This window comes from Gordonibacter pamelaeae, assembly GCF_003340385.1.
Classification (GTDB): Bacteria; Actinomycetota; Coriobacteriia; order Coriobacteriales; family Eggerthellaceae; genus Gordonibacter; species Gordonibacter pamelaeae.
In genome coordinates this window covers 497,223-523,946 of the sequence record NZ_PPTS01000001.1, presented here as the reverse complement: position 1 = coordinate 523,946, position 26,724 = coordinate 497,223, and the positions used below count along the sequence as shown (strand labels likewise).

Genomic DNA, 26,724 nt, shown 5'->3' with positions numbered 1-26,724 from the left:
TACATCATGAGAGCGAGATGCCGTCGTAGGCGGGGGTGCGCCACAAAAGGTAGGCCGTCGTATTGCGAGTGAGTCGGGCGCTGCGGAGCGGGAGGTCGGCCGCGTCGGGGGCGGCGTAGGCGCCCAGGGCGCACGACGCCTCGCGAACGCGGCCCATATCCTCGTACCATGCGCTCGCCCCGCGGGCGAAGGACACGCGGCCGCCGTAACGGAGCATTGCCTGGGGCGGCAGCAAGGCCGACGGGTCGGGCAGCGGGTGCTCGCATGCCTCGTCGAGGTAGTACGCGCGCGGCGAGGCCAGCAGGCAGGAGCGGTCTGCTTGGGCGTACGTCAGCTCCACGCGGTTGCACGCGAACAGGTCGAGGTCGTCTTCGACCAGAGCGCCCCCAACGAAGGCCTCAGTGCAGGACGCATCGCGGTACCAGCCGTCCACGCCAGCACAGTCGGGCTTCGCCGCCGCCTGCCAGGCAGCTTGCGGCACGGTATAAGCGCTCCCGCGGTCCAGCTGGTCCGCAAAGCACGGCTCTGCATCGGCGTCGGCGAAGAAGCGCACGCGTGCACGGAGGGAGCGGACGTGCACCGATGCGGTTTCGGCCTCGCCCCGGTACGACACGTTGCCGTAGCGCGCATAGGCCGTCACCACGCAGACGAGGTACGCGCCCTCATCAACCTCGGCCACCTCGTACGCCGGCTCCTCGCTCGGGCCTCGAACGCATTCCGCGCGCTCCCCCGGCGCCCCACCGCGATACCAGGCGTACCGGTAGCCCATGCCCGCCGTTCCTGGGTAGTTGCGCGGCAGGCAAGCGAGGTCGGGGTCGGTGGGCGAGAGCGCCGCACCCGGCTCAACCTCCCCGGCCCCACCCGCACCCGCATCGGCGGTGCCGCCTGCTGCCGAGAGCGTCAGCGCGCCCGGCTCCCGCTCGCGGAACAGCGGCTCTTCCAAGGCCCAGTGCTGGTTGGGGTTGCCCCAATCGCCATAGCAGTTCCATTGCGCCACGTTCGTGCCGTTGCCCTGCCCGCCGCCCTCCAGGTCGAGGGCGCAGCCAGAGCATTCGGGCACGATCATATGGTAGCCCGTGCCCAGGTCATGCAGCCAGAACGACTGGTTCCAGCCGCCCGTGCCGCTCCAGAGGTGCACGTTGTCGCCGTCGTTCCAGTCATTGCTGGACACATCGGCGAAAAGCGGCGCCTCGCCCGTGTGCACGGGCACGAGGCACGTGCGGCCCTGGGCGCTCGTGAGCACGAGCCAGTGCTGGTTCGTGTAGTCCGACGCGCTCCAGCCTATGATGTTGGTCCCGTTCGCCGTGCCTCCCCCGGCGGCGTCGAGACGCAGGTGGGGCGCAGCCTCGGGGCGCAAGGTGACGATCCTGCCCTGCCACGAGCGGTCGTCGACGAGCGGATGGTGCGGGATCAGCTGCGATGCCTCGGCCGTGGTGTTGATGCCGTAGGCGCTGTCGGGAGAGTCGCACCAGGCGCGCACCCCGGCCCACGACCACCAGTCCCAGGCCTCCCGTGCCACGCGCAGGCGGTGCGTGGCATAGGGACCTTGGAACCATGCGCAATCGTACGTGGTGTCGTAAAAGCCGCTCGTGGAGGACAGCCAGACCCCCGCCCCGTTGCGCACGAACGAGTCGACGTGCGTGTCGGGGTAATCGGTGAACCAGGTGGGCGACCACACCCCGCCGTTCGCGTAGTAAGAGGTCACGCTCACTTCCAAGAACAGCTCGGTCATGCGCCCGACGGTGGCGTTGCAGCTCACCGCGAGCCACACCTTGCCGTTGCTGGAATACCCCCAGCCCCCGTCGTAGCCGAAATGGGATCCGGGGTGCGCAGTCGCTCCGGCGCTCCCCCAGCTGCCACCCCCCACGCCGCCCCAGGCCAGACGCGGCGCCAGCAAGAGCGAAAGCGCCGCCGCACCCCCTAAGCCTAAAAATCTGCGCCGTGCGATGGCGCGATCACGCGGTTGCACGGCATCGAAAGCCGCACCGTTCCCCTTCTGCCCGGCCATGGCGGCCTCCTTCCCTCATTGCAGCGTGTCGTTCAGAAACTCCAGCAGGTCCACTACCGTCGGCACGACGACGAGCGCGATGGTGGGCGGCAGGAAGCAGAACGACAGCACCACGTCCAGTTTGGTCGGCATCTTGCGGATACGTTCGAGGGCCGCCGCCTGCGCCGTCTCGCGGGCGAGGGCCGCCTGGGACGACAGGCCCTCGGCGATGGAGGAGCCCTGGCTCACCGCCTGGGCGAGCTGGGCGACGAACGCCGAGACGTCCCGGCTCGCGCACCGCGCCGCCAGATGGTCGAGCGCCTGCTCGCGGGAATGGCCCAGCAGGTTCACCTCGCGGTCGACGGCCTCGAACTCGCCCGAGAGCGGCGGCCGGAGGTTCTGCGCCACCTCCCTGAAGCACTGCTCCACCGGCGATCCGGCCGCTATCGCGATGCCCAGCAGCTCCATGGCGTCGGGTAGCTGCGCCTCGATCGCCCGACGTCGGCGGTCAGCCGCCCGCGCGATGGCGAAGCGCGGCACCGTCCATCCGACAACGGCCGCCATGCCCACGGCGGTGCCCGATGCAGGCGGCGCCGCGCCCGAGGCCATCGCCCCAACGCCCGCCATCGCCCCACATCCTGCCGCGGCCACGATGCGCAGCACGCGCCACGTCTCAGGCTCGATACCCCACCCGGCACGCGCTATCTCGGCCCGGTACGCCTCGCCGTCGGCGCTGGCCATGGGCAGCAGGCGCTCCACGCACCGCGTTGCTGCACCGAGGAAGCGGGTTCGGGCATCGCCCGATGCACCGTGCACGCCGACCCCTGGCCGGGGAGCGCCGCTCCGAGCCTCCGAGCGCCCTCGCAAGGCGCTTTTCCAACCCCTTCTCCGCCCACCTGTATCATGCGCTCTCCCGGCCGCCCGGCACGACGCGCCTGCCTCCTCTCCTTGCGCACCTGCACCCTCATGCGGCGGCTGCGGCCGATTGCCGGCCGATGCCTCTCCCGCCGCCGCCCGGCCGGTGCGCGGAGGGGCGAATTTTCTGACCATCACCTCGTATACGGCGCATGCCACCCCGCCGCCCAACACGAGCAGCACGACGACTGCTATCCCTGATCCCGTCACTTCCGCACCTCCGCTTCCCGCCCGCCCCGCGGACCCCTACCTTCGATCGAGCGATGTCACGGCATGCGCCAACGCGAGGCCGACCGCTTCCAGAACCGCCGCCGCGCCGAGCACGGCCCAGCCGAGCGGCTCGGTCGTGTAGAAGCGCGCGAAATCGGCGTTCATCGCGTACATGATGAGGAAGATGGCGGGCATGGCCCCGGCGACGAACCATTTCGCCAGGCGCGTCCCCGCCACCTCTACCTTGAGCTCGCGCGCCGCTTTCAGGCGGGCGTTCACGCGCGACGAGACCAGGGCGAGGGCTGCCGCCACGCTGCCGCCGCTGCCCTGGCGCATCCGCGCCGCCGAGGCGAGGGTCCTCACGTCCTCGCTCTGGGTGCGGCGCGCCATGGCCTCCAGCGCCTCATGCAGGGGCGTGCCGTAGGTCGCGTCGGCCAGCACGCGCGCGATCTCGCCGTGCAGGGGGTCGTCCATATGCACGAGGCCGACGCGCAGCGCACGCTCCAGCGTGAGAGAGCTGCGCAGGCTGGCCGCTATCTGCGGAAGCGCGTGGGCGAGCTGGACGTCCAGCAGCTCGCTGCGCTTGCGGGCACGTTGGCGCACCTGCACGCAGGCCAGCGCGGGCACGGCGCCTGCCGCGATCGCCCCGAACGCGGCAACCCCGCTCGCCGCGCACGCACACGCTCCTGCCAGAACCGCCGCGCCGGCGACGACGGCGATCCACTGCCGTGGCGCCAATTCGACGCCCGCGGCGCAGAGGCGCCTGCCAAGCGGCGTGTCGCGCTCCTGCCCGGCAGCCGCGCGTCGGGCCGGGTGCGCGTCCCGAAGAGGGCCGCCGGACGTCCCGCCCGAGACCGCTGGCGCAGCCCAGGCCCGCTGCGCGAGCCGTTCCTCCCTCACGCAGCCGATCACCCTCGCCGCCAGGACGGCGCATACCGCCACGATGGCGGTCGATGCAACCAGGTAGACCATCGTTTCCTCCCTCGTCCAAAACAGCCTTGCCGACCACCAGCCGCCCAGAGCGGCAGGGCGATCCGGCACCCTCGCCCGGCTTGCCGCGCGGGCCTTCGGCAAACCGGGGCCGCTACTCCGCGAAGAACCATGCGGGGTCGTACCAGACGCCCGCGGCCACCATGCGCTCCTTGATATGCTGGGGCTGGATGCCGCATGCCCGCCAGGCGCCCACCACCCAGCCGTGGTCGTCCACTCCGGCCACGTCGTAGGCGAACAGCTCCGCGCGCGGGATGACCGCGCCGCCCTCGGGCAGCGGGTCGACGGCCACGATGCTCGTGACCCGGCGGTTCCCGTCCTGCAGCCGCTCGACGTGCACGATGAGCCCGCCGGAGAGCGACTCGGCTATCTGCTGCATGATCACCTCGCGGTTCAAGTCGCCGTCGGCATAGCCCACCATGGTGCGCAGGCGGCTGATGGCGTTGCCAGGGTCGTTCGCATGCACGGTGGTCATGGAGCCGGGGTGGTCGGTCTGCATGGCCTGCAGCATGTCGTAGGCCTCCGCGCCCCGGCACTCGCCCACGATGATGCGGTCGGGGCGGCGCCTGAGTGCGATGGCCACCAGCTCGCGCATGCCCACCGCGCCCTCGCCCTCCACGTTCGCCTCGCGCGTCTGCATGCGCTCGGTGTGCGGCGTGCGAAGGCGCAGCTCGGGCGTGTCCTCCAGCGTGATCACGCGCTCGCCCGCGGGGATGAACTCCGACAACGCGTTCAGAAGCGTGGTCTTGCCCGAGCCGGTGCCGCCCGAGATAACGATGGGGCAGCGCGCCGCAACGGCCGAGCGGAGGAAGTCGGACATGGCGGGCGTGAGCGCTCCTGCGCGCTCCAGGTCGCCCATTCCCATCAGGTCCTCCTTGAACATGCGCAGGTTGAGCGCCGGGCCGTCGGGGGCGAGCGGCGGCACGACGAACGTGGCGCGCGCCCGGCCGCCCGGCAGCATGGCGCAGCCCATGGCGTGGGCCTCGTCGCAGCGGACGCCGGCCTGCTCGGCTATCTTGTCGATGATCCGCCGCACGTGGCCCGCATCGTCGAAGGCTATGTCCGGCCGGTACTCCAGCCGTCCCGCCCGCTCCACGTACACGATGGGCGGCAGGAACGGCAGCGACGGATCGGACAGGTCCACGCCGCCGCCGTTCACCATCACCTCAGTGATGGATCCGTCGTCGAGCAGCGGCTGGAGCGGGCCGTAGTACAGGAAATCGTCGATGAGCGCGCGGACGAGAGCATGGGCCTCGGAAGGATCCAGCTGCGCGCCGTAGTCGAGCCTCAGCTCGCCTACGCTCTCGGCCACCAGTTCCTCTACCTGGGCGGGACTTGCGGCTACGCCTCCGAGCCTTGCCGCAACCTCGTCGCGCACGGAGGCCTTGAGCGCACGCTCGAGCATCTTATCCATCGGAGGCCTCCTTCGCCGCACCGTCTTCCGCAGCATCCGCTGCCGCAGGCTCCGCGAGCGCCGGCATGAGCACGAGGCTCACCTTCCCGGCCCATTGCGCGGCGCGCACGGCATCGGCCTGCTCCGCCGATACCTCCAAAGTCACGGACGTGTAGGCGCCGTCCCCGCCCACGCGGTCGCCGTCGAGCGAGACGATGCGCACGTCATCGCAGATGGTAGAGAGGAAGGCCTCTCCCGAAGCCGCGCCTTCCAGGGCGACCACCCTCACGCGGTCCGACGGGCGCAGCTGGCCCGCCAGACCCGACTCGGCGTCCACCGCCACGGTCACGGCCTGCCGATCCGCCGCGAGCGCGGCCGACAGGCGCGCGCCCTCCGCACGTCCGGACACCGCCGCCGGCGTGACCTGGGTGCCAGCTGGCAAGTCGGCCAGCGCGCGCTGCCCCACGATCGATGCGGCGCCCTCGAGGGCATCGGCGCCGAGCGCGGTCTGCACGCGCAGGCTGCGCGGCACCGAGCGCACCTCGAACGACGAGGCCGCGAGCACCTCCCCCGCCGGTATGTCGTCGGCGGCCACCAGCGTGGGCTGCGCATCCGCGTTCGCGGCCTCCACCGCCGCCTGGGCGGACAGCGCCGCCCAGGTGCCATAGGCCGCAGCAACCAGCGCGACCGCCACCGAGGCGGCCGCAACGGCGGCCAGGCTCTTGACCCTTCGGGGGTCTTGCGGGCTGCGCGGCGCCGGGGGCCGATCGGGCCGCGCACGCGCTCCCCCGGTCGAGGCCGGCTGCCCCTCCGTCGCCGCCGATGCGGCCGCGCGGCTGGCATAGCCTGACGGCGTGCCTGTCCACTCCCTTGCCCGTTGCATGATCATGGACCCTTCCTCTCTGCCGGCCCGCCCGCCGCCGCAACGGCAGCGCGGACCTCGCGTTCCAATTCAGCGGGGCCGTCGTCCAGCCGGTCGAAGCCCCTTCGCGCCAGCGCCGTCGGTTCGGCGCCGGAGGCCAGCTCGAACACCTCGCCGCCCGATCGGTCGGGCCGCCAGACCACCGATCCGGCGAACGGCTCGGCCACGAGCACCCGCTTCGATGCCACGGGCAGCGACTCGATGCCGAACCCGCGCGCGAACACCGTGGGAGCCTGCTCCTGCAGCTGCACCGCCACGCCCCAGACGCGGCGGGAGGCCAGCAGGTCCTCCTTCGGCACCTCGAAGAACCACACGGTGGCCGCGCCGGAGAACCCCGCCGAGCGCAGCGACTCGGCAATCCTGCGCGCAACCGCAAGCCCCGGGTCGTCGGCGTTCTTCGCCATCAGGGCGAACGAGGCGTCGAAGCAGGCATCGCGCGCGGCATCGACCGCATTCTCCTGCCGCACCTTCGCCGCGCACGCGATGCCCTGGTCGACCGAGAACGCGAGCACGGCGAACAGGAGCAGCACCGCCGTCAACGCCAGCGGCGCGATGGTGCCGCGCTCGGACGCCCCCGGCATGCGGCGCCGCCGAAGGACGCCACGGCTCATGCCCCCACCTCCACTTCCACGATCCTCCCTGCCAGCTGCTCGCACTCGACGTGCCGTGCGATCGTGCGGTGGGCCAGCCCCGGCACCGCCATCAGGGAGGGCAGCTCGTAGCGCACGTCGAACGACACGCGCACGGCATCCGTGCGCTGCACGATTCCCGCGCCTGCCCCGGCGCCCTCCTCGCCAGCCGCCCTGCTCGTCGCCCCCGGTGCAAGGCGCGCGCCCTGCACCGCGCCCAGCGCCTCGCTCCGCACGTTCGAAACCGTCAGCAGATCGGGCTTTAGCTGCGTCGCCGCACCCAGCACCTCGTCCGCCACAAACCGCTCGCGGTCGACGGCAAAGGCGAGCCCGGCCGTGTCCATCTGCCGGCAGGCGCGCGCGAGGTCGGCCGTCAGGCGGTTGACGGAGAGCATCATGCCGCCCGCCTGCACGGTCGCGAACACCACGAGCAGCACGAGCGGCACCGCAACCACGGACTGCACGATCTCGCTCCCGCGCTCGGGTGCGCGCCGCCCCCGCAAACCGCCTCTTGCCGAGGCGCCGGCTTTGAACCGAACGCTCTTCCCAACGTCCCCCCAAGCCCTCATGCCGCCTCCCCCCGCGCCGTCTCGTCGATAGACCCGCACGCCCTGGCCGTGCACGCGAACGCCGGATCGGCCCCCTTTTCGGAGAGCAGCGAGCCGAGCGGCGTCAGGTAGCGCGCTCGCACGGTGAGTTCCACCGCCACCGAGCGCGTGCGCGCACGAAGGGTACGGACGGCGAACGAGCCGTCCTCATCGTCGTGCAACCGGTAGGCGATCTCCCGCTCCACGGCATCGCCCACCTCGGCGGCCGCGGACAGCTCCAGCTCCGCAGCGCCCAGCGACGGCGCCGCCTCGAGGGCGGCCTCCCGCAACCGGTCCGGGGAGCCCGCCGCAGAAGGGGCCGCCTCCACGCACCGGCAAACGGCATGGGCCGCCGTGCTCGCCTCGGCGCCCAAGAACGCGACGCGTCCCAGGTCGATGGCCGCGAACAGGAACGCGAGCAGCAGCGGCATGGCCGCCACGGCCACCACGACGCTGCCGCCGCGCTCGGATCGGCTGGCACTCCTACTTCGCCGCACCGTTCGTCACCTTCGAGAACAGGTCGGTGATGTTCGTGCCGGCGGTGGTGATGGCCGTTTGGATGTTGCCCTGCAGCAGCATGAGCGCCGCCCCCAGGCCGACGGCGAAGCCGAGCACGATGACCGTCTGCACGATCTCGGACCCGCCGTTCTCCTCGCCGCGCACGACGAGCGCCCTAAGCTTGCAGCACCGATAGGACCGGTTCTTTCCCTGTTTCATGATGGAGCTTCCCTTCTCTCACGTTTTCGCAGGCCCGTTCGGGTCCTGCCTTCTCACAATCGCGCGCTCACGCCCATGCCGCGCCAACCGCCGCGCCGCAGGCAAGCCATGCCGAGAGGAACGGCGCCATGGGCATGCCGTCGCCCAGCTTCAGCTTCCCCACCGCACACCCGGCCAAGGCTGCGAGGCCCGCAAGCGTATAGCAGGCCGCGAACCCGCACAGGGCGCCGGCGCCCGTCGCCAAGGACAGCGCCCCCATGCAGCGCACGTCGCCCCTCCCCACCGCCCCGCCGGGACAGCGCGCTCCCAGCAGGCGGTTCGCCAGCGCCGAGCCCGCTGCCACGAAGAGCGCGGTTCCCAAGCCGGCCGCCGCGCCCGCGGGGCCGCAGGCGAGCAGCTGGAACGCCGTGCCCGCAACCGCCACCAACCCGCACGCCTCGAGCGGGATGACGCGCGCTCGCAGGTCGCAGACGACCGACACGGCCATGGCCGACGCGCAGATGCCCAGCATCGCGGCGGCGGGCACGCCCGGGACGATGGTCGCCACGACGGCGAACGCGGTGCCGAGGGCCGCCGCGCAGAGCATGCGGGATCGAGGGCGAGGCTCGAACGAGTAGCGTCGGCGACGCTCGTCGGCGGTCCCCGCCGCTTCCAGGCCCCCGACCTTGAACCCGGCTGCGGCGAGCGCCTGCAAGCGCTCCTCGGTGAGCGATCCCGCCAAGCCTGCGACGAACGCCTCGTCGCGCCATATGCCGACAGCCCCCTCGGTGCCCGATGCCGAGCTGGACGGCTCGTCCTCGGGATGATCGCGCTTGAACGCGCGGTAGGCCTCCAGCGATTCGGCCCACCAGGCGTCCGCCCGATCCCGTACCCGGTGCAGCAGCACATCGCTCGCCCAGGGGACGAGAAGCCAACCGAACGCGCAGCCGATCATGGACGCCGCAATGACGTACGGTGCGCTCATGGCCTTGCCCCTTCGGCAGCCGCCGCCAGGGGGAGGCCGGCATGCCTGCCCCGCCTGCCGGCGAGGGCCGCAGATGCAGGATCGTCGGCCGGCACGTCCCCGCCGAGCAGGCGGCCGCCCGCCATCGGTGCATCGCGCGGAGCCGGCACGGCGGCAGCCCCCTCCCCTTCGAGCAGCGGGCAGATGCTGACCACCAACGACAGCGGCCCGGAGCCCGCCTCCCCGCCAAGCGGGAGGGTTCCGCACGCCTCCGCCGGCAGGGCGCCTTCGCCAGGTGCTGCGGACGCATGCGCAACGCCGCCGGGCAGCTCGAAGCGCACGATCCAGCCGGCGCGGTCGAACGGCTGCGCGGGAAGCCCGAAGGCGGGTCGCGCGTGGAGTGCGGCGCCTTCGGAGCGCTTCGCGTCTCCCGGGACGAGAGGACCGCCGGTTCCACAGGCGGATCCCGCCGCGCTCGGCCGCGAGGCCGACGGGAGGCGGGCAGGCGGCTCGCCCGCACTGCAGGCGCTGTCTCCCGCAAAGGGGACAACGTCCGCAGCGGAGGGATCTCCTGCGGCAGGAGCAGCGCCCGACGGCATCGCAGGCCGCGTGCGCGGAACTGCCGGCACGTGGGATTGCGCCCGCGCGCTTACCGGCACCCGGGATTGCATCTGCACATTTGACGGCACCTGGAGCTGCGCTTGCGCGCTCGGTGGCGCCGATGCGGCGCGCTGCACGGCATCGGCGGGCTCCCAGGCCGTTTCCTCCGCCACAGCAGAGTCCCGGCCATCGCCATCGAACCGGTGCAGGCAGCCGTAGCACACCTCGGCGTCTTCGAAGGCGCGCGCCCGGCACACAGGACACGTCTTCATCGGGCGACCTCCCTTCCGCCGGATATCACTACCTGGTCGCCTTCCGCAAACCACGGCGCATCGCACGAGGCGAAGCGCTCCACGACGGCCACGGCCTTGGCGTTGCGCAGCCGGCGCAGCGGCCCGACCGAGCGATGGGCCTCCACCACCCTCCCCAGGCGATCCACGAACGCCACGTCAATGGCATGGCGCATGCCCACCGTGTGCACGTCGTTGCACGACACCAGCAGCAGCGCCTTGTCGCTCGGGCCGCTGAGCAGCAGGCCCGCCGCCTTGCTCCGCGTGCGCGTAGCCAGCATGAGCGCCGTGCGCGCCTCGCTCCGATCACCCTCGCCCGCGTTCGGAGAGACCAGGATGCGCGCACGTTCGCACGCGTCGCGTCCCGGCTTCGGCACGCTGCCCCTGGCAGCCCTTCCGCCCGGAGCGCGGTGCCGCGCCCCGCTCTTCGCTTCCTCAACCATGTCTATCCCTTCCCATCGGCCGCCGCGCACTGCACGACGACGCACGTCGTATCCCCCGCCTTGACGCACGAGACATAGGCCCATCGGTACCGCCCCGCCTCCTTCACGAACGAGCCGCCCGTGCCGGTGCCCGAGGGCACCGCCGTCCACCCGCGATCGCCCAGCAGGCACGCCATCTCGTCGAACGCCTGCAGGGGCTCCTCTTCCACCTCGAACCCCACCACCGATCCGCCGGCCCCCACCCGCAGGCCGGCGCAGCCTTCCGCAGGCACCACCTCCTGGGCGAAGCCTTCGGGCAGCCGAAGCGACTCCCGCGATGCAGGCGCACCGTCCACTGCCAGGGCAGCCGCCTCGCTCAGCACGCCCGGGCGGGCCGCCCTCCCCGCAACGTCCACGGCCAGCGCCGCGGCCAGCAGCAGAACAAGCGCTGCCACCGCCCGGCGCCTGCGGCGCGCGGGCGCGCTCACAGCAGCACCCCCGGCTTGTACGGGTCCACCGTCAGGGACACCGCATGCTCAAGGTGCGGCAGGGCCACCCCGAACACCGACGACTTCAAACCCAGGCCGAACAGCGTCGGCGAGAACTCGATCGTCGCGGTGAAGCGGGCATGGCCGCCAGCCGTGCCCTCAACCGCCACGCGCGTTCCCACGTAGGGGCGGTCGAACGCCTGCTCCACCGTCTGCGAGACCAGCGCGCAGCTCTGCTCGAGCCCCTGCCCGCATGCCGGCGATGCCGCGTGCACGCGCACCGCCTCGCGGGCCACCCGGTCGAACGCCGCGCACTCCGAGAAGAAAAGGAGCGCGTTCACCGCGATCACCGCCACCGCCAAGAGCACCGGGAACACCACGGCCAGCTCCACCGTCATCTGCCCGCGCTCGCGTGCATCCGATCGGGCTACTCCCATGTCCTCACCCCCGTCACCTGGGCGTACAACGAGCGCAGCGCGTCGGCCGCACTGCTCGCGAACCCCGCTGCGGCCTGGCGAGCCGCCTGCGGCAACGCGACGGTCACCGGGATGGCCGGCCCCTCGTCGCCGAGCAGCCGCACCGAGGCGATCTCGATGGTGCCGTCGAGTCCCGCGATCGCCTCCACGGCGGCCGCCTCCGCCGCCGTGATGGCCGACGAGAACAAATCGGTCGACGCCAGAGGATGCGCCACGGCCTGCGCCTTCACGGCAAGGAACCGCGCCGAGAACGACGAGCCGTCCGCACCTGCCACGTGCGCCGAGTTCACGAGGACCGGTTTGAGCGCGTCGAGCTTTGCCGGTTCGAGGCCCAGCGCCTCCACCGCCGCCTTGAAGGCGCCTGCCGCCCACGTCCCCAACCCGCTCGCGCTGGCGAACGGCAGCGCATCCACGGCGTTCCCAACCGCCTCCTCCAAGGCCTCCTGCCCTTCCAGGTAGGCTCCCAGCAGCCCCGACCAGCAATCGAGCACCACGCCGAGCGCGCCCACCGCCGCACCGCCCTTCTCCCGCAGGCCGTCGAGCAGCGACGAGACCACGTTGCGGCCCTCGTCCGACGGCTCGGCCAGGAGCGTTGCGGCCGACACGGCGGCCCGCGCGCCCAACGAGCCGGCCTCGTGCACGTAGCCGCTCGCAAACCCGGTGGAGGCGGCGGCCGCGGCCGTGTTCGCCACGAAGGCCACCACGCCGAACCGGCCCGGCGGGGCGGCGTCGATGCGCATGCCGCCCGCACGCCCCAGCACATCCCGACAGCGGTCGAGCAGGCCGCCGGCCCTGCCCTTCACCTCGGCCGTGAGCGGGCCCAGTTTCGCGCGCGCCCTCTGGTACTCCTCGGCGGCCTGCGCCACGGCCTCGTAGTGATACTCGAAGCCGTTCTCGATGGACGTGGAGGCGGCGGCCACCTTCCCCATGCTCGCGGCGGTGAAACCGCAGGCGGGGCATGGGGCGTTCCCGCCTGCCTCCATCTGGGCGATGGAGGCCGCACCCGCCGCACCGCCCGCCCCGGGGCATCCGGGCCAGGCGTGCACGACCAGGTTCCCGGACCCGTCGACCGTCGTCGGGTAGACCGCCTCCGTGTACAGCGCCGTCCCGCGCATCTCGTCCGTGTTCTTCGGCAGGTGCGGGAAGCGCGCGTCGAACGAGTCGGCGCTCTCGCGCACGTAGCCGCGCCCCGCTTCGTCGGCCGCATAGGCGTAGAAGCGCTGGCGCAAGGCCGACCGGGCCCGCTCCTCCGTCGACGAGCCCTCGGGGGCCTCCACGGCCAGGCGGCGCGCATAGTACGCGCGGGCGCGGTCGAGCGCCACCGAGAACGACCAGGCATCGACGCTCGCATAGCGCGGGTTGTCCGCCCCGGCCATGCCGGCCAGCGTGCGGGCGCGCTCGCTCATGCAGTACGACGGGTCGTCGCCGCAGTCGCGCAGGAACGCACGCTCCTTCCAGGCATTCGCCTCCCGAGCCGCCTCCTCGGCGTCCGCAGCGGCCTGGCGGATACCGTCCGCCTCGCGCTCGGCATCGTCCACCAAGCCCTCTGCGCCCTCCACGGCGCCCACGCCCAGCTCCTCGCCGTCGGCCGGCACCAGCACGGCGAGCGCCACGTACGACGCGCCCATCGGGCCGCCGTCGTTCGCCGAGGCGGTCGATGCCGCGTTGGCGGCCGCCAGGAAGGGCAACGCTTTCTGCAGGCGGTTCAGCCCTGCGGCAGCCTTCTCGGCGAACTCGTCGCGTGCCTCCACCACCTTGCGCGCGGCCTTCAGCAGCACCTCGGACGCGCCCGCCGTCGCAGGCGTGCACAGCGCGGCCACGCCCAGGCCGGCCGTTGCCGCCCCCGTGAGCGAGAGCGAGAGCACCACGGCATCGCACACCCTCACGGCGATCATGAACTCGGCCACCTCGTTCTCGGCCGCGAGCGCAGCCGCGTCCGCCACGTCCTGCACGTCGGCCGAGGCCGAGCTCACGCGGTATACCTGCGCCGACGTGAACACCAGCGCCAGCGTGACGAGCAGCGCCAACGCCACGCCCACCGTGGTGAACCCATCCTCGTCGCGAAACAGGCCGAATGGCCGCCGACCGCGCTTGTGCGCGCCTCTCTCCAACAGCTTCCCGCTCATCGCAGCCACGCCCCGATCCACCCGGCCGGGTCGCGGCCGGCCTCGGCACCGTCGACCCAGGCGGGCTGCGCGGGAAGCGACACCGTCGTCTCCAGATGCAGGTTGCCCGCCGCGTCGGTCATGCCGAGCAGCGCCGCTCCCGCATCCAGCAGCGGCAGCGGACACACGTCGGTGCCCACGGTCACGCTCACCGTCTGGGATCCTTCGTCGCCCGCCAGCACGATGTCCCAGCTGCAGCCTCCGCGGTGCACGTGGAAGCAGTCGTGCGGGGGCACCGCGCCCAAGCGGTGGCGCACGAACGCCTCGCAGCTGCCGTCCATGTCGCCCTGTGCGGCGGTCTTGGTGGCGAGCAGCCGGCAGCCCTCCGCCGCCGCGCCCTGCATGACCATGCGGTCGTACAGCAGGATGCCCGGCTGCAACAGCAGCAGCAACGCCGTGAACAGCACCGGGATGAGCACCGCCGCCTCCACCGTCGCCTGCCCGCGCTCGCGTCCCGCGAAGCTCCGCCTTGCCCGCCACGTTCGCCTTGCCCGCAGCGCCCCGCCCCCGAACCGAGGATTCTGGCCTGCCATGCCGCCTCCTTTCCCTTTCCTCCGCTTCCGTCAGTACAGGAACACGTCCGCCACCGCGCCAAGGGCGGCGCCCTGCACGTGATGCGACGCCGCCATGAGCGCGTGCCCCACGAACAGGCCTCCCTCAAAGGAGCGCCAAAGCGCCCCGCATGCCACGATCACCGCGAGCAGCCCGGCCGTGACCAGCGCGAACTCCACCGTTCCCTGCCCTTGCTCGTCGCCGGGCCCCGCCTGGGGCCAAGCGCGACCGCCGCTCACAGCCCGTTGATGCCGCTGGCTATGGCATCCCACAGCTCCTGCAGCTTCGGGCGGAACACCGTGATGGCCAGGATGGCTATCACCACCAGCACGCCCACCAATATGGCGTACTCGGTGGTGCCCTGCCCCTTCGCCTGCACGAGCCTCGTCCGGCAGGCGGCCGCCCAACGCAGGAGGTCTGCCCGGAACCGCTCGTTCCAGCGCTCCCACGCCATCCGCCCCGCTTCCATCCGCTTCTCCATCGAACGCTCCTCTCGTCTCAACAAGTCCGGCCCCCGGGGCAGCCTTCGCACCCGTCCCGCCCGCCGCCGCGCCGCCGTCAGAACCCGTTTGCCAGCTCCAGCAGCACCGGGCCCAGCACCAGCAGCAGCATGGCCGGGAGGATGAGGGCGCCCGTGGGCATCATCATCTTCACCGGGGCCTTCGCCACCCGCTCCTCCAGGCGTGCCCGATGCTCGGCGCGCGCCTCCGCGGCGGCCGACTCCAGGCTCTCGGCCAGCGAGGAGCCGAACCTAAGCGACCGCACCATGTTCTCCACCACGCGGGCGAGCTGCTCCGAGTCGTACGTCGCAGCCAGGTCGCGCAGCGCCTCGTCACGCGTCGTGAGCCCCAGCGACCAGCGGCGCCGCGCCGACGCGCAGGCTTCCGCGAACGGCGTTTCGAAGTGCGTGCCGTACAGCTCGAAGCTGCGGTCGAACGACAGGCCGCTGCGCAGGCCCAGGGCCGTCACCTCCAGCATCTCGGACAGATGCCGTTCCACCTCCCGCGCACGCCGCCGCTCCGCATCACTCACGGCCCAGCGCGGCGCCAGCGCGCCCGCTGCGAGTCCCACCCCGCCGAGCAGCACCATGAGCTCGTTCGACAGCACCGCCCCCACCAGGCCACCGACGACGGCGGACCCCAGGGCCAGCCGCACGCGGCACTCGCGGAAGCCCTCGGGGCTCACCTCGTCGGCAAGGCCCGCCTTGCGCGCATGCGCCGCGAACCAGCCGGCGCGGCTCGCGGCCGTCGACGCCTCCGCGCCGCCTGCCGTCGGCATTGCCGGGGCCGCAGCCCGTCGGCCGCCTCCTCCCGGCAGGCCCGGCAGGGCAATAGGCCGCGCCGCGCCGAATGCGAGCCGTCGGCTCAGCCCCGCCGCATAGCGCACGACGGCCCCGGCGCACCCGCCCGCCGTCACCCCGCGCGCCTCATCGGCGCCGGCCCGGCCGAGCGCCGCCCGCCGCCGCCCGGCCGCCTGGCGGCGACGCTGCGCCTCCTGCGCCAGGCATGCGCCGGCCACGCCGGCGAACGCGCAGGCGAGGGCCGCCAAACCCTCCGCCCCGCTCACGACGCCGCCCCTACCGCCAGCACGCGCCGCACCATGCCCACACCCGCCGCCTGCATGCCCAGCGCCAGGGCCAAGAGCGCCCAGCCGGACGCGCTGGCGAAAAACGGTGCCAGGAAGTCCTCGCTCACCAGCGAGAACACGGCCACCAGCGCGAACGGCATCACGCTCACCACCTGTGCCGACAGCTTTGCCTGCGCCGTCTGCACCTTGAGCGCGCGCCGCAGCGACAGCTCGCCCTCCACGGAGTCACGCGCCGCGTCGAGCACCTGCCTCATGCTGCCGCCCGTCTGGTGCTGCACGTCCAGGGCCACTGCGACGAACGCGAGCTCCGAGGCTCCGGAGCCTTGCCGCAGGCCTGCGAGCGCCTCCGTCGCGCTCCCGCCGGTGTCCAGCACATGGGCCGCATGCGCGAACAGGCTGCGCAAGGGCCCGCCCGTCTCACCCGCCACCTGGACCAGCGTCTGCTGCAGCGTGAGGCCGGCATCGAAGCACGTCCCCATCGACCGCAGCACATCGGGCACGGCGTCGCGCGCAGCGTCGCGGCTCCGGTCGGACGCCGCGCGCACGTACCCGGCCGCCACCGCAAGCGCGCAGGCTGCGACGGCGAGCGCCCCCGCCGCGCTCCGCGTCGCCGCGAAGGCCGCGACGGCCAGCGCCGCGCACGCGGCCACGGCGCAGGAGAGCAGCGCCCGGTCGGTGGTGACGTAGCGGCGCTCGGCCAACAGCCGCACGGCCTCGTCCACGAGACGCCGCACGCGGGTGCTCGCCAACAGTCGCCCGGCAACCGGGTTCGCCGCCGCGAAGCCGTTGCGGAGCCGCCACGCCAACCTCCCGGCACGCGGCGCGTCCTCGGCCCCGCGCGCCAGCCCCGCTGCGTCGCGGCGGCGCGGCACGGCCACGCGCGCGCCCGAGGCCAGCAACGCCGCCGACGCGAACGCCAGCCCGACGCTCAGGCCGCCGAGCAGCATGCGCGCATCCATGCATCCACCTCCTCCCGCCCGGCGCACCCGCGCGACGGCAGGTCGGCAACCCATGCCGGCGCGCCCGCCCATGTCCCGCACGCCTCCGTTTCCCCGCACTTGAACAGGGGCTCCACGACACAGCGCCGCCGCTCGCGATCGTAGGACAGCGCCACCACCTCCGCGATGCGCCGCGAGCCGTCCAAGGCGCGCGCCGTCTGCACCACCAGGTCGATGGCGCTGGCGATGTTCGCCTCGATCACGTCCACAGGCAGGTCCGCCCCGTAGCGCACCATGGTCATCAGGCGCGCTACCGATTCCTCCGGCGAGTTCGCGTGCAGCGTGGTGAGCGAGCCGTCGTGCCCCGTGTTCATGGCCTGCAGCATGTCCAGCGCCTCCGCGCCGCGGCACTCGCCCACCACGATGCGGTCGGGCCGCATGCGCAGCGCGTTCGTCACCAGGTCGCGGATCGTCACCTCGCCGAGTCCCTCCGCGTTGCGCGGGCGCGCTTCCAGGCGCACCACGTGCGGATGCTCCAGAAACCGCAGCTCGGCCGAGTCCTCTATCGTGATGATGCGCTCCTCGTGCGGGATGGCGCACGACAGCGCGTTCAGCAGCGTGGTCTTCCCCGATCCCGTGCCGCCCGACACGGCCACGCTCTTGCGCGCCCGCACCGCCCAAGTCAGGAACTGGCGCATGGCCCCGTCGAACGACCCGAGCGCCTGCATGTCAGCGAGGGTCATCACGCGCCGCGCGAACTTCCTGATGGTGAGCACGGGCCCGTCCAGCGCCAGCGGCGGGATGACCACGTGCACCCGGTGGCCCTGCGGCAGGCGCGCGTTCACCATGGGCGACGACTCGTCGATGCGGCGGCCGAGCGGCCCCAGCACGCGGTCCACGAGTGCGCGCAGCTGGCCCTCGTCGGCGAAGCGCTGCTCGCTGCGGAACAGCCGGCCGTCGCGCTCGAAGAACACGCTCTGCGGGCCGTTCACCATGATCTCGGTCACGGCGTCGTCAGCGAGCAGCCCTTCCAGCGGGCCGAAGCCGAACACGGCGTCCAAGAGCTCGCCCTCCAGCCGCGCACGCTGCTCCACCGCTACCCCCGCCCAGGCCAGACCTTCGAACACGCGGCGGCAGGCGCTGCGCACCTCGCTGCGCGCGCGGCCGGGGTTCTCCGCCTGCAGGGCCGCCACCTCGTCGGCGGACACGATCGCCTGCACCTGCTCCTTCAGCGCATCAAGGCCCAAGGCGGCCTCCGTCCCCTCGCGTAGGCATGCACCGTTGCCCGCGCGCTCCACCCTCTCTAGCAGGGACATGGCGCACCCCTCCTTCCCACGCGGCGCCTGCCGCGGCCGAACCGGCGCTCCCTGCGTGCTCCGCTCGGCTCGGCCAGGGAGAGCGTGCGCCCCTCGCAGCCGGGCAGCAGGTCAACGAGCACGTGCTCCAAGCTCGTGCACAGGTCGTTCTTCGCCGCGATGAGATCGAGCGGCTGCCCGGCTCCCAGAAGCTCCTCCACCTCGCCCCCGCCGTCGCGCAGCTCCACCGCCGGCGCGCCGCGCAGGGCGCACGACACGTCGATGGACGTGAGCGGCGCGCCCTTTGCGCAGCGGTTCGCCGCAAACAGGAACGGCCCCGTGGCAATGCCGCAGCGGGAGCATAGCTCCAGCGCGTGCCGGCAGGCACGCAGCGACGAGGGCCGCTGGTCCACCAGGAACAGCGCCTTCGAGCAGCGCTCCAGCAGCAGCGCGTGCTCCTCCGCCCACGACGCGCCCGTGTTCGCCACCACCACGTCGAAGCGGCCCCGCAGATCGTCCAGCAACCGCGGCGCCTCGCGCACCACCGCCTCCGCATCCTCCAACCGCTTCGGTGCGGCGAGCACCGCGGGCACCAGCCCGTCGGGCGCCAGCCCCTCCAGCCGCGCGGGCGACGCCAGCGCCTCGTCCACGGCAAGCGCACCGGGCACGCCCACCAGCTCGTGCGCGTCGCCGAAGCGCAGGTCGAAGTCGAGCAGCAGCGTGCGGTACCCCAAGCCTTGGGAGAACAGCGCCGACAGCACGGCCACCGTGCTCTTGCCCGCACCGCCCGAGCCGCTCACCACCGGCAGCACGAAGGCCGGATGCCCCGAAACCGGCGGCCGGGAAGTCAGCGCCGGAGCCGGCGCGAACCGCACGGCCGAACGCGGAGCACCGGCCCCTGCTCCCGGTCCTGTCCCTGCCGTGTCGCCCGTCGGCACATGCCGGCGCTTCGCCGCCGCATAGCGCTCGACGAACGCCTGGCGCGTGAGCGACGCGTCGATCCCGGCAGCCGTGGCCCGGCTCATGAGCGAGCCGGTTCCCTGGAAGGCCAGCAGGCACACGCGCAGGTCTGCCCGGTCGCGCTTGAGCGCGGCCGCCAGGTTGATGGGCTCCACGTCGTCGCAGCTCGCAATCCACGCCTCGGCCACGCTGCGATCCGCGCGCAGGAACCGCCGCGCCTCCTCGCCCGACGAGAACAGCCGCAGCCATTCCTGCCGCGCCAGGTTCTCGCCCGCAAGCCCGATGAGGTCGGGCCGCCTGATGCTCTCCGCATCCGCGCACAGCGCCATCGTCGGCATCATAGCGACCCCTCCCTCGCGTCGAGGCCCGCGCCCTCGCCCGCAGCCGGCAGCGCGAAGTACAGCTCCGCCTTCCGCGACGCCGCGATGACCTCCTGAACCGATTCCGGCTTCACGGCCACCGTCACCCAGGTCACGTCGGCCGCGGCCGCACCGTCGGCTCCGCCCGCGCTCGTGGCCAGCACCAGCACGTCGCGCGCCACCGCCGCGGTCGCCGTGTCGCCCGACGCGTACAGGTCGGCCCGCGAGCCCGGCGCCAACGCGCCGCCCACGGCCTGCACCGTCTTGGCCGGAACGCTCAGCGCGGCGAACCCTGCCGGCACGTCGATCGAGGTCGATGCCTCGCCGAACCGTCTCGTCGACAGCACCTCGCCCGCCAGGATGGACGACGTCGCCGTGCGCCCCACCACGTCGCCCGCAGCACGCACGGCATCGGCGGGCAGCAGGTCGGCCACCCATAGCCTCGTCTCCACCGCCGCCGCGTCCACCTTCTCGCCCGCGGCCACGTCGCGCCGCGCCACGCACACCTCGACCTGCTCGCCCCCGTACCGGGCGAGCGCCTCTGCACGGGCGGCATCCGCCTCGCCGCGCACGCTGGTCAGATAGGCGAGGACGCACGCCGCGCACAGCACGCCGCAGGCGATGCCCGCCACCATGGTTTTCCTTCGTCTCATCGTTACCTCCGCATCCGGGATTCCGTGCCTCCAGTATGCATCCGCAACCTTGCCGGGGAACCGTCAGGGCACCCCGCGCGAAACCGCCCCGACCTTGCACGTTTCCAGCACCCCGACCGTTGGAACCATGCACGGTTCCAACATGGATCAAGCACGGATCAAGCGGAAACCTAACGCCCCAGATTAAGGCGCAGCCGCGCGGGCTCTCCGCGCCGATAGCCGACGGTGGAAAACCCGCAGCGCGACCGCTGGCGGCCGGACGCGGGGAAGCGCCCGCCAGTTCCGGCGGCACGCCCCCCAAGACGCGTGCCGCATTGCGCGAACCAGCATTCTGTGGGAGAATGAGTGACCCGCCGTCATCCGAGACGACGCGGCCAAGGGCGATTGGCGCAGCGGGAGCGCAGGTGCTTTACACGCACAAGGTCAGCGGTTCGAATCCGTTATCGCCCACCAAAAGCAAAAGGGTCGCAAGCCATAAAGCCTGCGACCCTTTTTCGTCAGCTCCCCGCAGGGAGCCCCCACGAGCCCCTTAACAGGGCCCGACCCTCAATCATGCACCCCGCCCGTTTGCCGGGAGGCGTGCCCGCGCGCTACGCGTTCGCGAGCGGCGTAGGCATCGAGTACGCGCGCGCCGCATACTCCTGGTCCAAGTCGTAAAGCGCCTTGGCGTCGGTGCCGAACAGCTTCATCTTCGTGATCATGTCCTCGGCGTTCGTCTCTTCCTCCAGCTGCTCCTCGATGAACCAGTCCAGGAACTTCATCGTACGGTAGTCCTTCACGTCGTGGGCGGCTCCGTAGATGTCGTTGATCAGGCTCGTCACGTACTTCTCGTGCTCGAGCGCGGCCTCCAGCGGCCCCAGGTACGACGAGAACGTCTTGTCGGGCTGGTCGATGCCCTTCAGCTGCACGGACTTGCCGTTGTCCAGCAGGTACTTGCGGAAGATCAGGGCGTGGTCGCGCTCCTCGGCCGCCTGGATCATGTACCAGTTGGCGAAGCCGGACAGCCCCTCGTCCTCGTAGTAGTCAGCGAACGACATATAAAGGTAGGCGGAATACAGTTCCTTGTTGATCTGGTCGTTCAGCAGCTCGTACACTCGCTCGTCCACGATTCCTCCTTGGAGTCCCGCCGCGCGCCCACCGGCGCCGCAGCAACCATCATTGTCGGCGTCAATGATACTCCCCCTTCGCGATAAGGGGGAACCGCCGGGGAAGGACTCCCAGAATCAGCACAGGATCGTCCGGCGCCGAGCCATCGCACCGCACGGCTCGGGAGGCTTCGGCACCCGGTCGTCGCGCAGCCGTCAGTCACCGCCCTCCAGGGCATCGACCGCCTCGCAGTCGCACGCGGGCTCGCCGGCCGGCTCGCTTGGCTCCGCCGCCCGCGCGCGCGTGGCGGCCCGCCAAACCTCGCCCAGCAGCACCGCCGCCAGGTAGGCCACGAGCAGCACCAGCGCGAACCCGCGCGAGGCCTCCGGCCCCAAGAGCTGGAACGTCAGCATGCCCAGCGCCAAGCTGGCCGCACAGCTGGCGCAGAACGCGGCGAACATCTTCGAGAACCCCACCTCGGAGCTCTTCGCCGACCAGAACAGCACCACGAGACCCAAGACGTTGATCGTCGCAACGCCCACGTACGACAGCACCGAGAGCACCATGCCGTCCACGCCGGGGAACAGCCCCGACAACAGGGGGCTGGCCAGCATCAAGGTCGCCGCCACGGGGAGCGCCACGCGGTAGAACGCCTCCAGCATGCCGCCTTGGGGCTCGCGCACCCGCACGGCGACGCGCCATACCACCACGGCCACCAGCACGTACGCCAAGGGCTTCGGCACAATGCCGGAGCCCAGGCCCGCGGCCAGCGACCAGAACGTCAGCCCGATGACGAAGAAGTTGAACATGAGGCCCACCACGGCCGCCCATCCCTGGCGCATGACCTGCCAGATGGACACGTACGGCACCCACCGCTCCTCGCGGTCGCGCAGCCCGGCCCTCACCTCGTCCGCGCGCACGATGTCGCTGGCCAGAAGCGGCAGGCCGCCGCTCAGCACCAGCACGATGAGCCCCAGGCAGAACAGGAAGGGCGTCCCGGCGTGCACCATGGCGAACCACCACAGCGACGACAGCAGAAACGACAGTCCCGTGTTCAGCAGCGCGCCTTGGAACGTGAAAGAACGGTAGAAGCGCCCCCATTGTCGCAACAGGCACGTCAGGCCGAAGCCCAGCAGCGCGCCCGAGCACACGGACACCATCGGCGCCGGCAGCGCGTCCAGCAGCAGCGCGAAGACGATGCCCGCCCCGGCGCTCGCCAATCCCACGCCGATAGACCACCTTCGCTGCTCATCGTCGTGCGCCGACACGGCCACGGCCAGGCAAAGCGCCGCCGCCCCGCCAAGGAACGCGCAGACGAACAAGTCGGCGGCGCCGGTCTTCTCAAGCGCGAACAGCAGGATGTTGTCGGCATGCAGGCACAGGGCGATGCTCGCAAGGACGCAGGACAGCGCAAGGCTCACTGGTGACCATGCGCGCGCGAGTGCCTTCATCGTGACGTTTTCCTTCCTCCATTCGAACCACACATTATAAGGCAAAGCGGCAACGCGCCCGGGGGCATTCCGAAATAGGCCCGGCAGAAACCGCTCGTCAAAGGTAACCGTTCGGTAAACTCGGTGAAGATTGAGGATTCTCGCCGCAAGGAAGCAGGAGAATCGACCATGATTGACGAACCATCAACCATTGCGTTACACCTGCGCTTCCTTGGCGAAGCGCGCCCGAAAGGCACCTCATGCTGCAACTGCTCAATATATGCAAGTCCTACACCACCGCCGATTTCACCCAGACCGCTCTCGACAACGTGTCCGTGTCGTTCCGCGACAACGAGTTCGTGGCCATCCTCGGCCCCTCGGGCTCGGGCAAGACCACGCTGCTCAACATCGTGGGCGGCCTCGACCATTACGACTCGGGCAACCTCGTCATCGACGGCATCTCCACCGACGAGTACAAGGACCGCGACTGGGACGCCTACCGCAACAACCGCATCGGCTTCGTGTTCCAAAGCTACAACCTCATCCCCCACCAGACGGTGCTCTCCAACGTGGAGCTGGCGCTCACGCTGTCGGGCGTGTCGCGCGCCGAGCGGCGCGAGCGCGCGATCGAGGCCCTGAAGAAGGTGGGCCTGGGCGACCACGTGAACAAGAAGCCGAGCCAGCTCTCCGGCGGCCAGATGCAGCGCGTGGCCATCGCCCGCGCCCTCATCAACGACCCCGAGATCCTGCTGGCCGACGAGCCCACCGGCGCGCTCGACTCCAAAACCAGCGTCCAGATCATGGACCTGCTCACCGAGATCGCGAACGATCGCCTGGTCATCATGGTCACGCACAACCCCGAACTCGCCGAGCAGTACGCCACGCGCATCGTGAACCTCTCCGACGGCGTCATCCGCAGCGACACCGACCCGTTCGTCCCCACCGCCGAGGACCTGCGCGAAAGCGAGAAACCCGCGCGCCGTACGAGGATGTCGTTTTTCACCGCACTCGCGCTCTCGTTCAAGAACCTCATGACGAAGAAGGGCCGCACGCTCATGACGGCGTTCGCAGGCTCCATCGGCATCATCGGCATCGCCGCCATCCTGGCGCTGGCCAACGGCGTGAACAACTACATCAAGTCGGTGGAGGAGGAGACGCTCTCCGAGTACCCGCTGCAGATCCAGAGCACCGGCTTCGACATGACGTCGATGATGTTCGGCGCGGCAGGCGAAAGCAGCGAGGCATCGGGCGACGCCGCGGACAAGCCCGAGGACTCCGTCCACGTGGTGGAGATGGTGTCGAACATAGTGTCGAGCATCGGTTCGAACGACCTGGCCTCGCTCAAGAAGTACCTCGATTCCGGCGAAAGCGACATCGACCAGTACACGAACGCCATCGAGTACACCTACAACGTGGCTCCGCAGATCTACAGCTCCAACACCGGGAAGCTGCGCCAAGTGAACCCCGACAAGTCGTTCTCGGCGCTGGGCCTGGGATCGTCCACCAGCTCGAACAGCCTCATGTCCATGTCCATGAGCACCGACACGTTCTACGAGATGCCGAGCGATCCGGACCTCTACCAGAACCAGTACGACGTGAAGGCCGGGCGCTGGCCCGAGAGCCCGAACGAGGTGGTGCTCGTGCTCACCGGCAACGGCGGCATGAGCGACCTCATGCTGTACACGCTGGGCCTGCGCGATCCCGCCGAGCTGGACGATATGGTGAAGAAGTTCGCCGCCGAGGAGGAGATCGAGGCCCCCGCCGATATACAGGACCCCTCCTACGAGGACATCCTGGACGTCTCGTTCAAGCTGGTGAACGCCGTCGACTACTACCAGCGCGACGACGAGTTCAACGTGTGGAAGGACAAGACCGACGACACCGACTACATGCGCGAGCTGGTGAAGAACGGCGAGGACATCAACGTGGTGGGCGTGGTGCAGCCGCGCGACGACGCGACGGCCACCATGCTGAGCTCGGGCCTGAACTACCCCGCCTCGCTGACCACGTACGTGATCGACCAGGCCGCGAACAGCGCCATCGTGAAGGACCAGCTGGCGCATCCGGACACCAACGTGTTCACCGGCAAGTCCTTCGACGACGAGGAGGCCGACGAGAGCGGCTTCAACATGGAGTCGCTGTTCACCATCGACGGCGACGCCATCCAGGCCGCGTTCACCATCGACCAGAGCAAGCTGTCCGTGGACATGTCCAACGCCCTGAACCTCCAGGGCAGCCTGCAGAACATGCCCGCCGTCCCCGAGCCGAACATGGACGAGATAGCCGGTTCGCTCAATATCGATCTGCCGGTCGATCAGGTCAGCACCCTCATGTCCAACCTTATGGAGGGTTATGCGGGCTACCTAAAAGGCTTTTATGAAAACAATTCCCCCTTGCTGCCCGATGGCAGCGCCAATCCATCATACGATCCTAACGCCACGCCGAAGAGCGCCCAGGAATGGATGAGCCAGCCCGAAATTCAAGCCCAGATCATGGCCGGCGTACAGGGCATGATCGATCAAGACGCCCTCAAGGCTCAGCTGGCAACCGCCCTGCAAAGTTACGTGCAAACCACCATGACCACCTACATGACGGCCATGGCGAACGAACTGCAAGCCCAGGTCACCACTGCATTGCAGCAGTCGATGAACCAGATGGCGAACAACATGGCCTCCGCCATGTCCATCGATCCCGACAAGTTCAAAGACGCCTTCCAGATGAACATGAGCGAGGAAGACCTCGGCGAGCTGATGATGTCGCTCATGAGCACCGAGGAGGCCTCCTACGACAACAACCTCAAGAAGCTGGGCTACGCCGACCTCAACAAGCCGGGCGGCATCGACATCTACCCCATCGACTTCGAGAGCAAGGAGAAGGTCATCCAGATCCTCGACGGCTACAACGAGCGTATGACCGCCGACGGCCAGGAGGACAAGGTCATCACCTACACCGACTTCGTGGGCACGCTCATGTCCTCGGTCACCGACATCGTGAACATGATCAGCTACGTGCTGGTGGCGTTCGTGGCCATCTCGCTCGTGGTGTCGTCCATCATGATCGGCGTCATCACCTACATCAGCGTGCTCGAGCGCAAGAAGGAGATCGGCATCCTGCGCTCCATCGGCGCCAGCAAGGGCGACATCAGCCGCGTGTTCAACGCGGAGACCATCATCGTGGGCTTCACGGCCGGCGTCATCGGCATCGGGCTGACCACGCTGGCCTGCATACCCGCCAACGCCATCGTGTACTCGCTGTTCGACGTGGCGAACGTGGCCTCCCTGCCGTGGCAGGCGGCCCTCATCCTCATCGCCATCAGCGTGTTCCTCACGTTCCTGGCCGGCCTCATCCCCTCGAGCGCCGCCAGCAGGAAAGACCCTGTGGAGGCGCTGAGAAGCGAGTAGCTGACAGGAGGGCGGCTTGGAGTCGCCCTCCCCCTCTTCGGAGAAAGGAGCTCTCGCATGGCAAGCCAGAACGAAGCCCGGAACGAGCACGATCGCATGCTAGCCGGGGAGCTGTACGATTGCGGAGATCCGGCGTTGCTCGCGCGGTGGCATCGCGCCAAGGATCTCACGCGCGCCTTCGCCGAAACAGCTTCGGAGGATACTGCGCGCAAAGAGGCCTTGCTGCGCAAGCTTCTGGGCGGCTTCGGCGAAGGCCTGTGGATCACGCCGCCGTTTTTCGTCGATTACGGCGAGAACATCTTCTTCGGCGATAATTGCGAAGTGAACCTGAACTGCACGTTTCTTGATGCCAATGTCATTCGCATCGGCGACAACGCGCTCATAGCGCCGAACGTGCAGATTTACACTGCCTTCCATCCCACAAACGCCCGCGAACGATTCGGCGCTCTGCATGCGGATGGCGGCATCGCGTTCTGCAAAACGCAGAGCGCGCCGGTGACCATAGGGAACAACGTGTGGATTGGCGGCGGAGCCATTATCCTACCCGGGGTGACCATCGGCGACAACGTGGTCGTTGGGGCCGGCAGCGTGGTCACGTGCGACATCCCCGCGAACATGGTTGCTTATGGCAACCCTTGTCGCGTAGCGCGAGAGAACAACTGACTAATCCCGCCATCTGGGAATCCCGACTGGAGGGCACGGGGCCACCAACAAACAGAGAGCAGCAGG

The 26,724-nt window shown here is 70.5% G+C and carries 27 protein-coding genes and 1 tRNA gene; 3 read left to right on the top strand and 25 right to left on the bottom strand.

Going from position 1 to position 26,724, the window contains the following annotated elements:
* Positions 1-4: 4 nt before the first annotated feature.
* The 23 genes from C1877_RS02255 to cpaB (C1877_RS02145) all read right to left on the bottom strand — a co-directional run bounded on the left by C1877_RS02255 (position 5) and on the right by cpaB (C1877_RS02145) (position 20,078).
* Complete coding sequence (locus C1877_RS02255; RefSeq protein WP_041239219.1) at positions 5-2,008, bottom strand: RICIN domain-containing protein; 2,004 nt, start codon at positions 2,006-2,008, stop codon at positions 5-7.
* 15 nt (positions 2,009-2,023) lie between these two features.
* Complete coding sequence (locus tag C1877_RS02250; protein WP_244909768.1) at positions 2,024-2,746, bottom strand: type II secretion system F family protein; 723 nt, start codon at positions 2,744-2,746, stop codon at positions 2,024-2,026.
* 402 nt (positions 2,747-3,148) lie between these two features.
* Entirely contained in the window at positions 3,149-4,084 is a 936-nt protein-coding gene (locus tag C1877_RS02245) for a type II secretion system F family protein (RefSeq protein WP_114568243.1), read from the bottom strand.
* A gap of 112 nt (positions 4,085-4,196) precedes the next feature.
* Positions 4,197-5,516 carry a TadA family conjugal transfer-associated ATPase gene (locus C1877_RS02240; RefSeq protein WP_114568242.1) on the bottom strand — a complete coding sequence of 440 codons (1,320 nt, stop codon included), beginning with the start codon at positions 5,514-5,516 and terminating at the stop codon, positions 4,197-4,199.
* A complete protein-coding gene (gene cpaB / locus C1877_RS02235) occupies positions 5,509-6,384 on the bottom strand; it encodes a Flp pilus assembly protein CpaB (protein WP_114568241.1) in 876 nt (291 codons plus the stop codon). Before cpaB (C1877_RS02235) ends, C1877_RS02240 begins: the two co-directional genes overlap by 8 nt.
* A complete protein-coding gene (locus tag C1877_RS02230; protein ID WP_244909767.1) occupies positions 6,381-7,028 on the bottom strand; it encodes a hypothetical protein in 648 nt (215 codons plus the stop codon). Before C1877_RS02230 ends, cpaB (C1877_RS02235) begins: the two co-directional genes overlap by 4 nt.
* Entirely contained in the window at positions 7,025-7,510 is a 486-nt protein-coding gene (locus tag C1877_RS02225; RefSeq protein WP_147274496.1) for a hypothetical protein, read from the bottom strand. The genes C1877_RS02230 and C1877_RS02225 overlap by 4 nt, the downstream gene beginning before the upstream one ends.
* 101 nt (positions 7,511-7,611) lie before the next feature.
* Entirely contained in the window at positions 7,612-8,130 is a 519-nt protein-coding gene (locus tag C1877_RS02220) for a hypothetical protein (RefSeq protein WP_147274495.1), read from the bottom strand.
* Positions 8,117-8,350, bottom strand: coding sequence for a hypothetical protein (locus C1877_RS02215; RefSeq protein ID WP_015539996.1), 234 nt, complete (start codon positions 8,348-8,350; stop codon positions 8,117-8,119). The genes C1877_RS02220 and C1877_RS02215 overlap by 14 nt, the downstream gene beginning before the upstream one ends.
* Positions 8,351-8,417: 67 nt before the next feature.
* A complete protein-coding gene (locus C1877_RS02210) occupies positions 8,418-9,314 on the bottom strand; it encodes a peptidase A24 (protein ID WP_114568239.1) in 897 nt (298 codons plus the stop codon).
* Positions 9,311-10,165, bottom strand: a complete 855-nt coding sequence (locus C1877_RS02205) for a hypothetical protein (RefSeq protein WP_114568238.1) — start codon at positions 10,163-10,165, stop codon at positions 9,311-9,313. Before C1877_RS02205 ends, C1877_RS02210 begins: the two co-directional genes overlap by 4 nt.
* A complete protein-coding gene (locus C1877_RS02200) occupies positions 10,162-10,626 on the bottom strand; it encodes a DUF192 domain-containing protein (protein WP_015539997.1) in 465 nt (154 codons plus the stop codon). Before C1877_RS02200 ends, C1877_RS02205 begins: the two co-directional genes overlap by 4 nt.
* A gap of 2 nt (positions 10,627-10,628) precedes the next feature.
* Positions 10,629-11,060: a hypothetical protein gene (locus C1877_RS02195; RefSeq protein ID WP_114568237.1), complete on the bottom strand. Its 432-nt coding sequence runs from the start codon at positions 11,058-11,060 to the stop codon at positions 10,629-10,631.
* A gap of 29 nt (positions 11,061-11,089) precedes the next feature.
* On the bottom strand, positions 11,090-11,530 hold the full coding sequence (locus C1877_RS02190) for a TadE/TadG family type IV pilus assembly protein (protein ID WP_227154942.1): 441 nt from the start codon (positions 11,528-11,530) through the stop codon (positions 11,090-11,092).
* Entirely contained in the window at positions 11,521-13,695 is a 2,175-nt protein-coding gene (locus C1877_RS02185) for a molybdenum cofactor biosynthesis enzyme (RefSeq protein ID WP_227154978.1), read from the bottom strand. Before C1877_RS02185 ends, C1877_RS02190 begins: the two co-directional genes overlap by 10 nt.
* Positions 13,692-14,267: a TadE/TadG family type IV pilus assembly protein gene (locus C1877_RS02180; protein ID WP_114568235.1), complete on the bottom strand. Its 576-nt coding sequence runs from the start codon at positions 14,265-14,267 to the stop codon at positions 13,692-13,694. Before C1877_RS02180 ends, C1877_RS02185 begins: the two co-directional genes overlap by 4 nt.
* A gap of 30 nt (positions 14,268-14,297) precedes the next feature.
* Positions 14,298-14,465, bottom strand: coding sequence for a hypothetical protein (locus C1877_RS02175; protein WP_227154943.1), 168 nt, complete (start codon positions 14,463-14,465; stop codon positions 14,298-14,300).
* A 56-nt stretch (positions 14,466-14,521) separates the two neighbouring features.
* Entirely contained in the window at positions 14,522-14,767 is a 246-nt protein-coding gene (locus C1877_RS02170) for a class III signal peptide-containing protein (RefSeq protein WP_015539998.1), read from the bottom strand.
* 77 nt (positions 14,768-14,844) lie between these two features.
* Positions 14,845-15,852, bottom strand: a complete 1,008-nt coding sequence (locus C1877_RS02165; protein ID WP_227154944.1) for a type II secretion system F family protein — start codon at positions 15,850-15,852, stop codon at positions 14,845-14,847.
* On the bottom strand, positions 15,849-16,832 hold the full coding sequence (locus tag C1877_RS02160; protein WP_114568234.1) for a type II secretion system F family protein: 984 nt from the start codon (positions 16,830-16,832) through the stop codon (positions 15,849-15,851). The genes C1877_RS02165 and C1877_RS02160 overlap by 4 nt, the downstream gene beginning before the upstream one ends.
* On the bottom strand, positions 16,802-18,127 hold the full coding sequence (locus tag C1877_RS02155) for a TadA family conjugal transfer-associated ATPase (protein WP_114568233.1): 1,326 nt from the start codon (positions 18,125-18,127) through the stop codon (positions 16,802-16,804). The genes C1877_RS02160 and C1877_RS02155 overlap by 31 nt, the downstream gene beginning before the upstream one ends.
* Positions 18,115-19,407, bottom strand: coding sequence for a CpaE/TadZ family protein (locus C1877_RS02150; RefSeq protein WP_114568232.1), 1,293 nt, complete (start codon positions 19,405-19,407; stop codon positions 18,115-18,117). Before C1877_RS02150 ends, C1877_RS02155 begins: the two co-directional genes overlap by 13 nt.
* Positions 19,404-20,078, bottom strand: a complete 675-nt coding sequence (gene cpaB / locus C1877_RS02145; RefSeq protein WP_114568231.1) for a Flp pilus assembly protein CpaB — start codon at positions 20,076-20,078, stop codon at positions 19,404-19,406. The genes C1877_RS02150 and cpaB (C1877_RS02145) overlap by 4 nt, the downstream gene beginning before the upstream one ends.
* A gap of 378 nt (positions 20,079-20,456) precedes the next feature.
* Between cpaB (C1877_RS02145) and C1877_RS02140 the strand changes: the two genes are divergently transcribed.
* Positions 20,457-20,531 (top strand) — tRNA-Val (locus tag C1877_RS02140).
* A gap of 137 nt (positions 20,532-20,668) precedes the next feature.
* On the opposite strand, the gene C1877_RS02135 is transcribed toward C1877_RS02140, so the two are convergent.
* Both C1877_RS02135 and C1877_RS02130 read right to left on the bottom strand, forming a co-directional pair.
* Positions 20,669-21,184 carry a ferritin gene (locus C1877_RS02135; RefSeq protein WP_114568230.1) on the bottom strand — a complete coding sequence of 172 codons (516 nt, stop codon included), beginning with the start codon at positions 21,182-21,184 and terminating at the stop codon, positions 20,669-20,671.
* Positions 21,185-21,379: 195 nt separating this feature from the next.
* Positions 21,380-22,615 carry a hypothetical protein gene (locus tag C1877_RS02130; protein ID WP_114568229.1) on the bottom strand — a complete coding sequence of 412 codons (1,236 nt, stop codon included), beginning with the start codon at positions 22,613-22,615 and terminating at the stop codon, positions 21,380-21,382.
* A 239-nt stretch (positions 22,616-22,854) separates the two neighbouring features.
* On the opposite strand from C1877_RS02130, the gene C1877_RS02125 reads away from it, so the two are divergent.
* Positions 22,855-25,995 (top strand): ABC transporter ATP-binding protein/permease, encoded by a 3,141-nt coding sequence (locus C1877_RS02125; protein WP_114568228.1) that lies wholly within the window; start codon positions 22,855-22,857, stop codon positions 25,993-25,995.
* Between the two features lie 57 nt (positions 25,996-26,052).
* A complete protein-coding gene (locus C1877_RS02120; RefSeq protein WP_114568227.1) occupies positions 26,053-26,658 on the top strand; it encodes a sugar O-acetyltransferase in 606 nt (201 codons plus the stop codon).
* Positions 26,659-26,724: the final 66 nt, after the last annotated feature.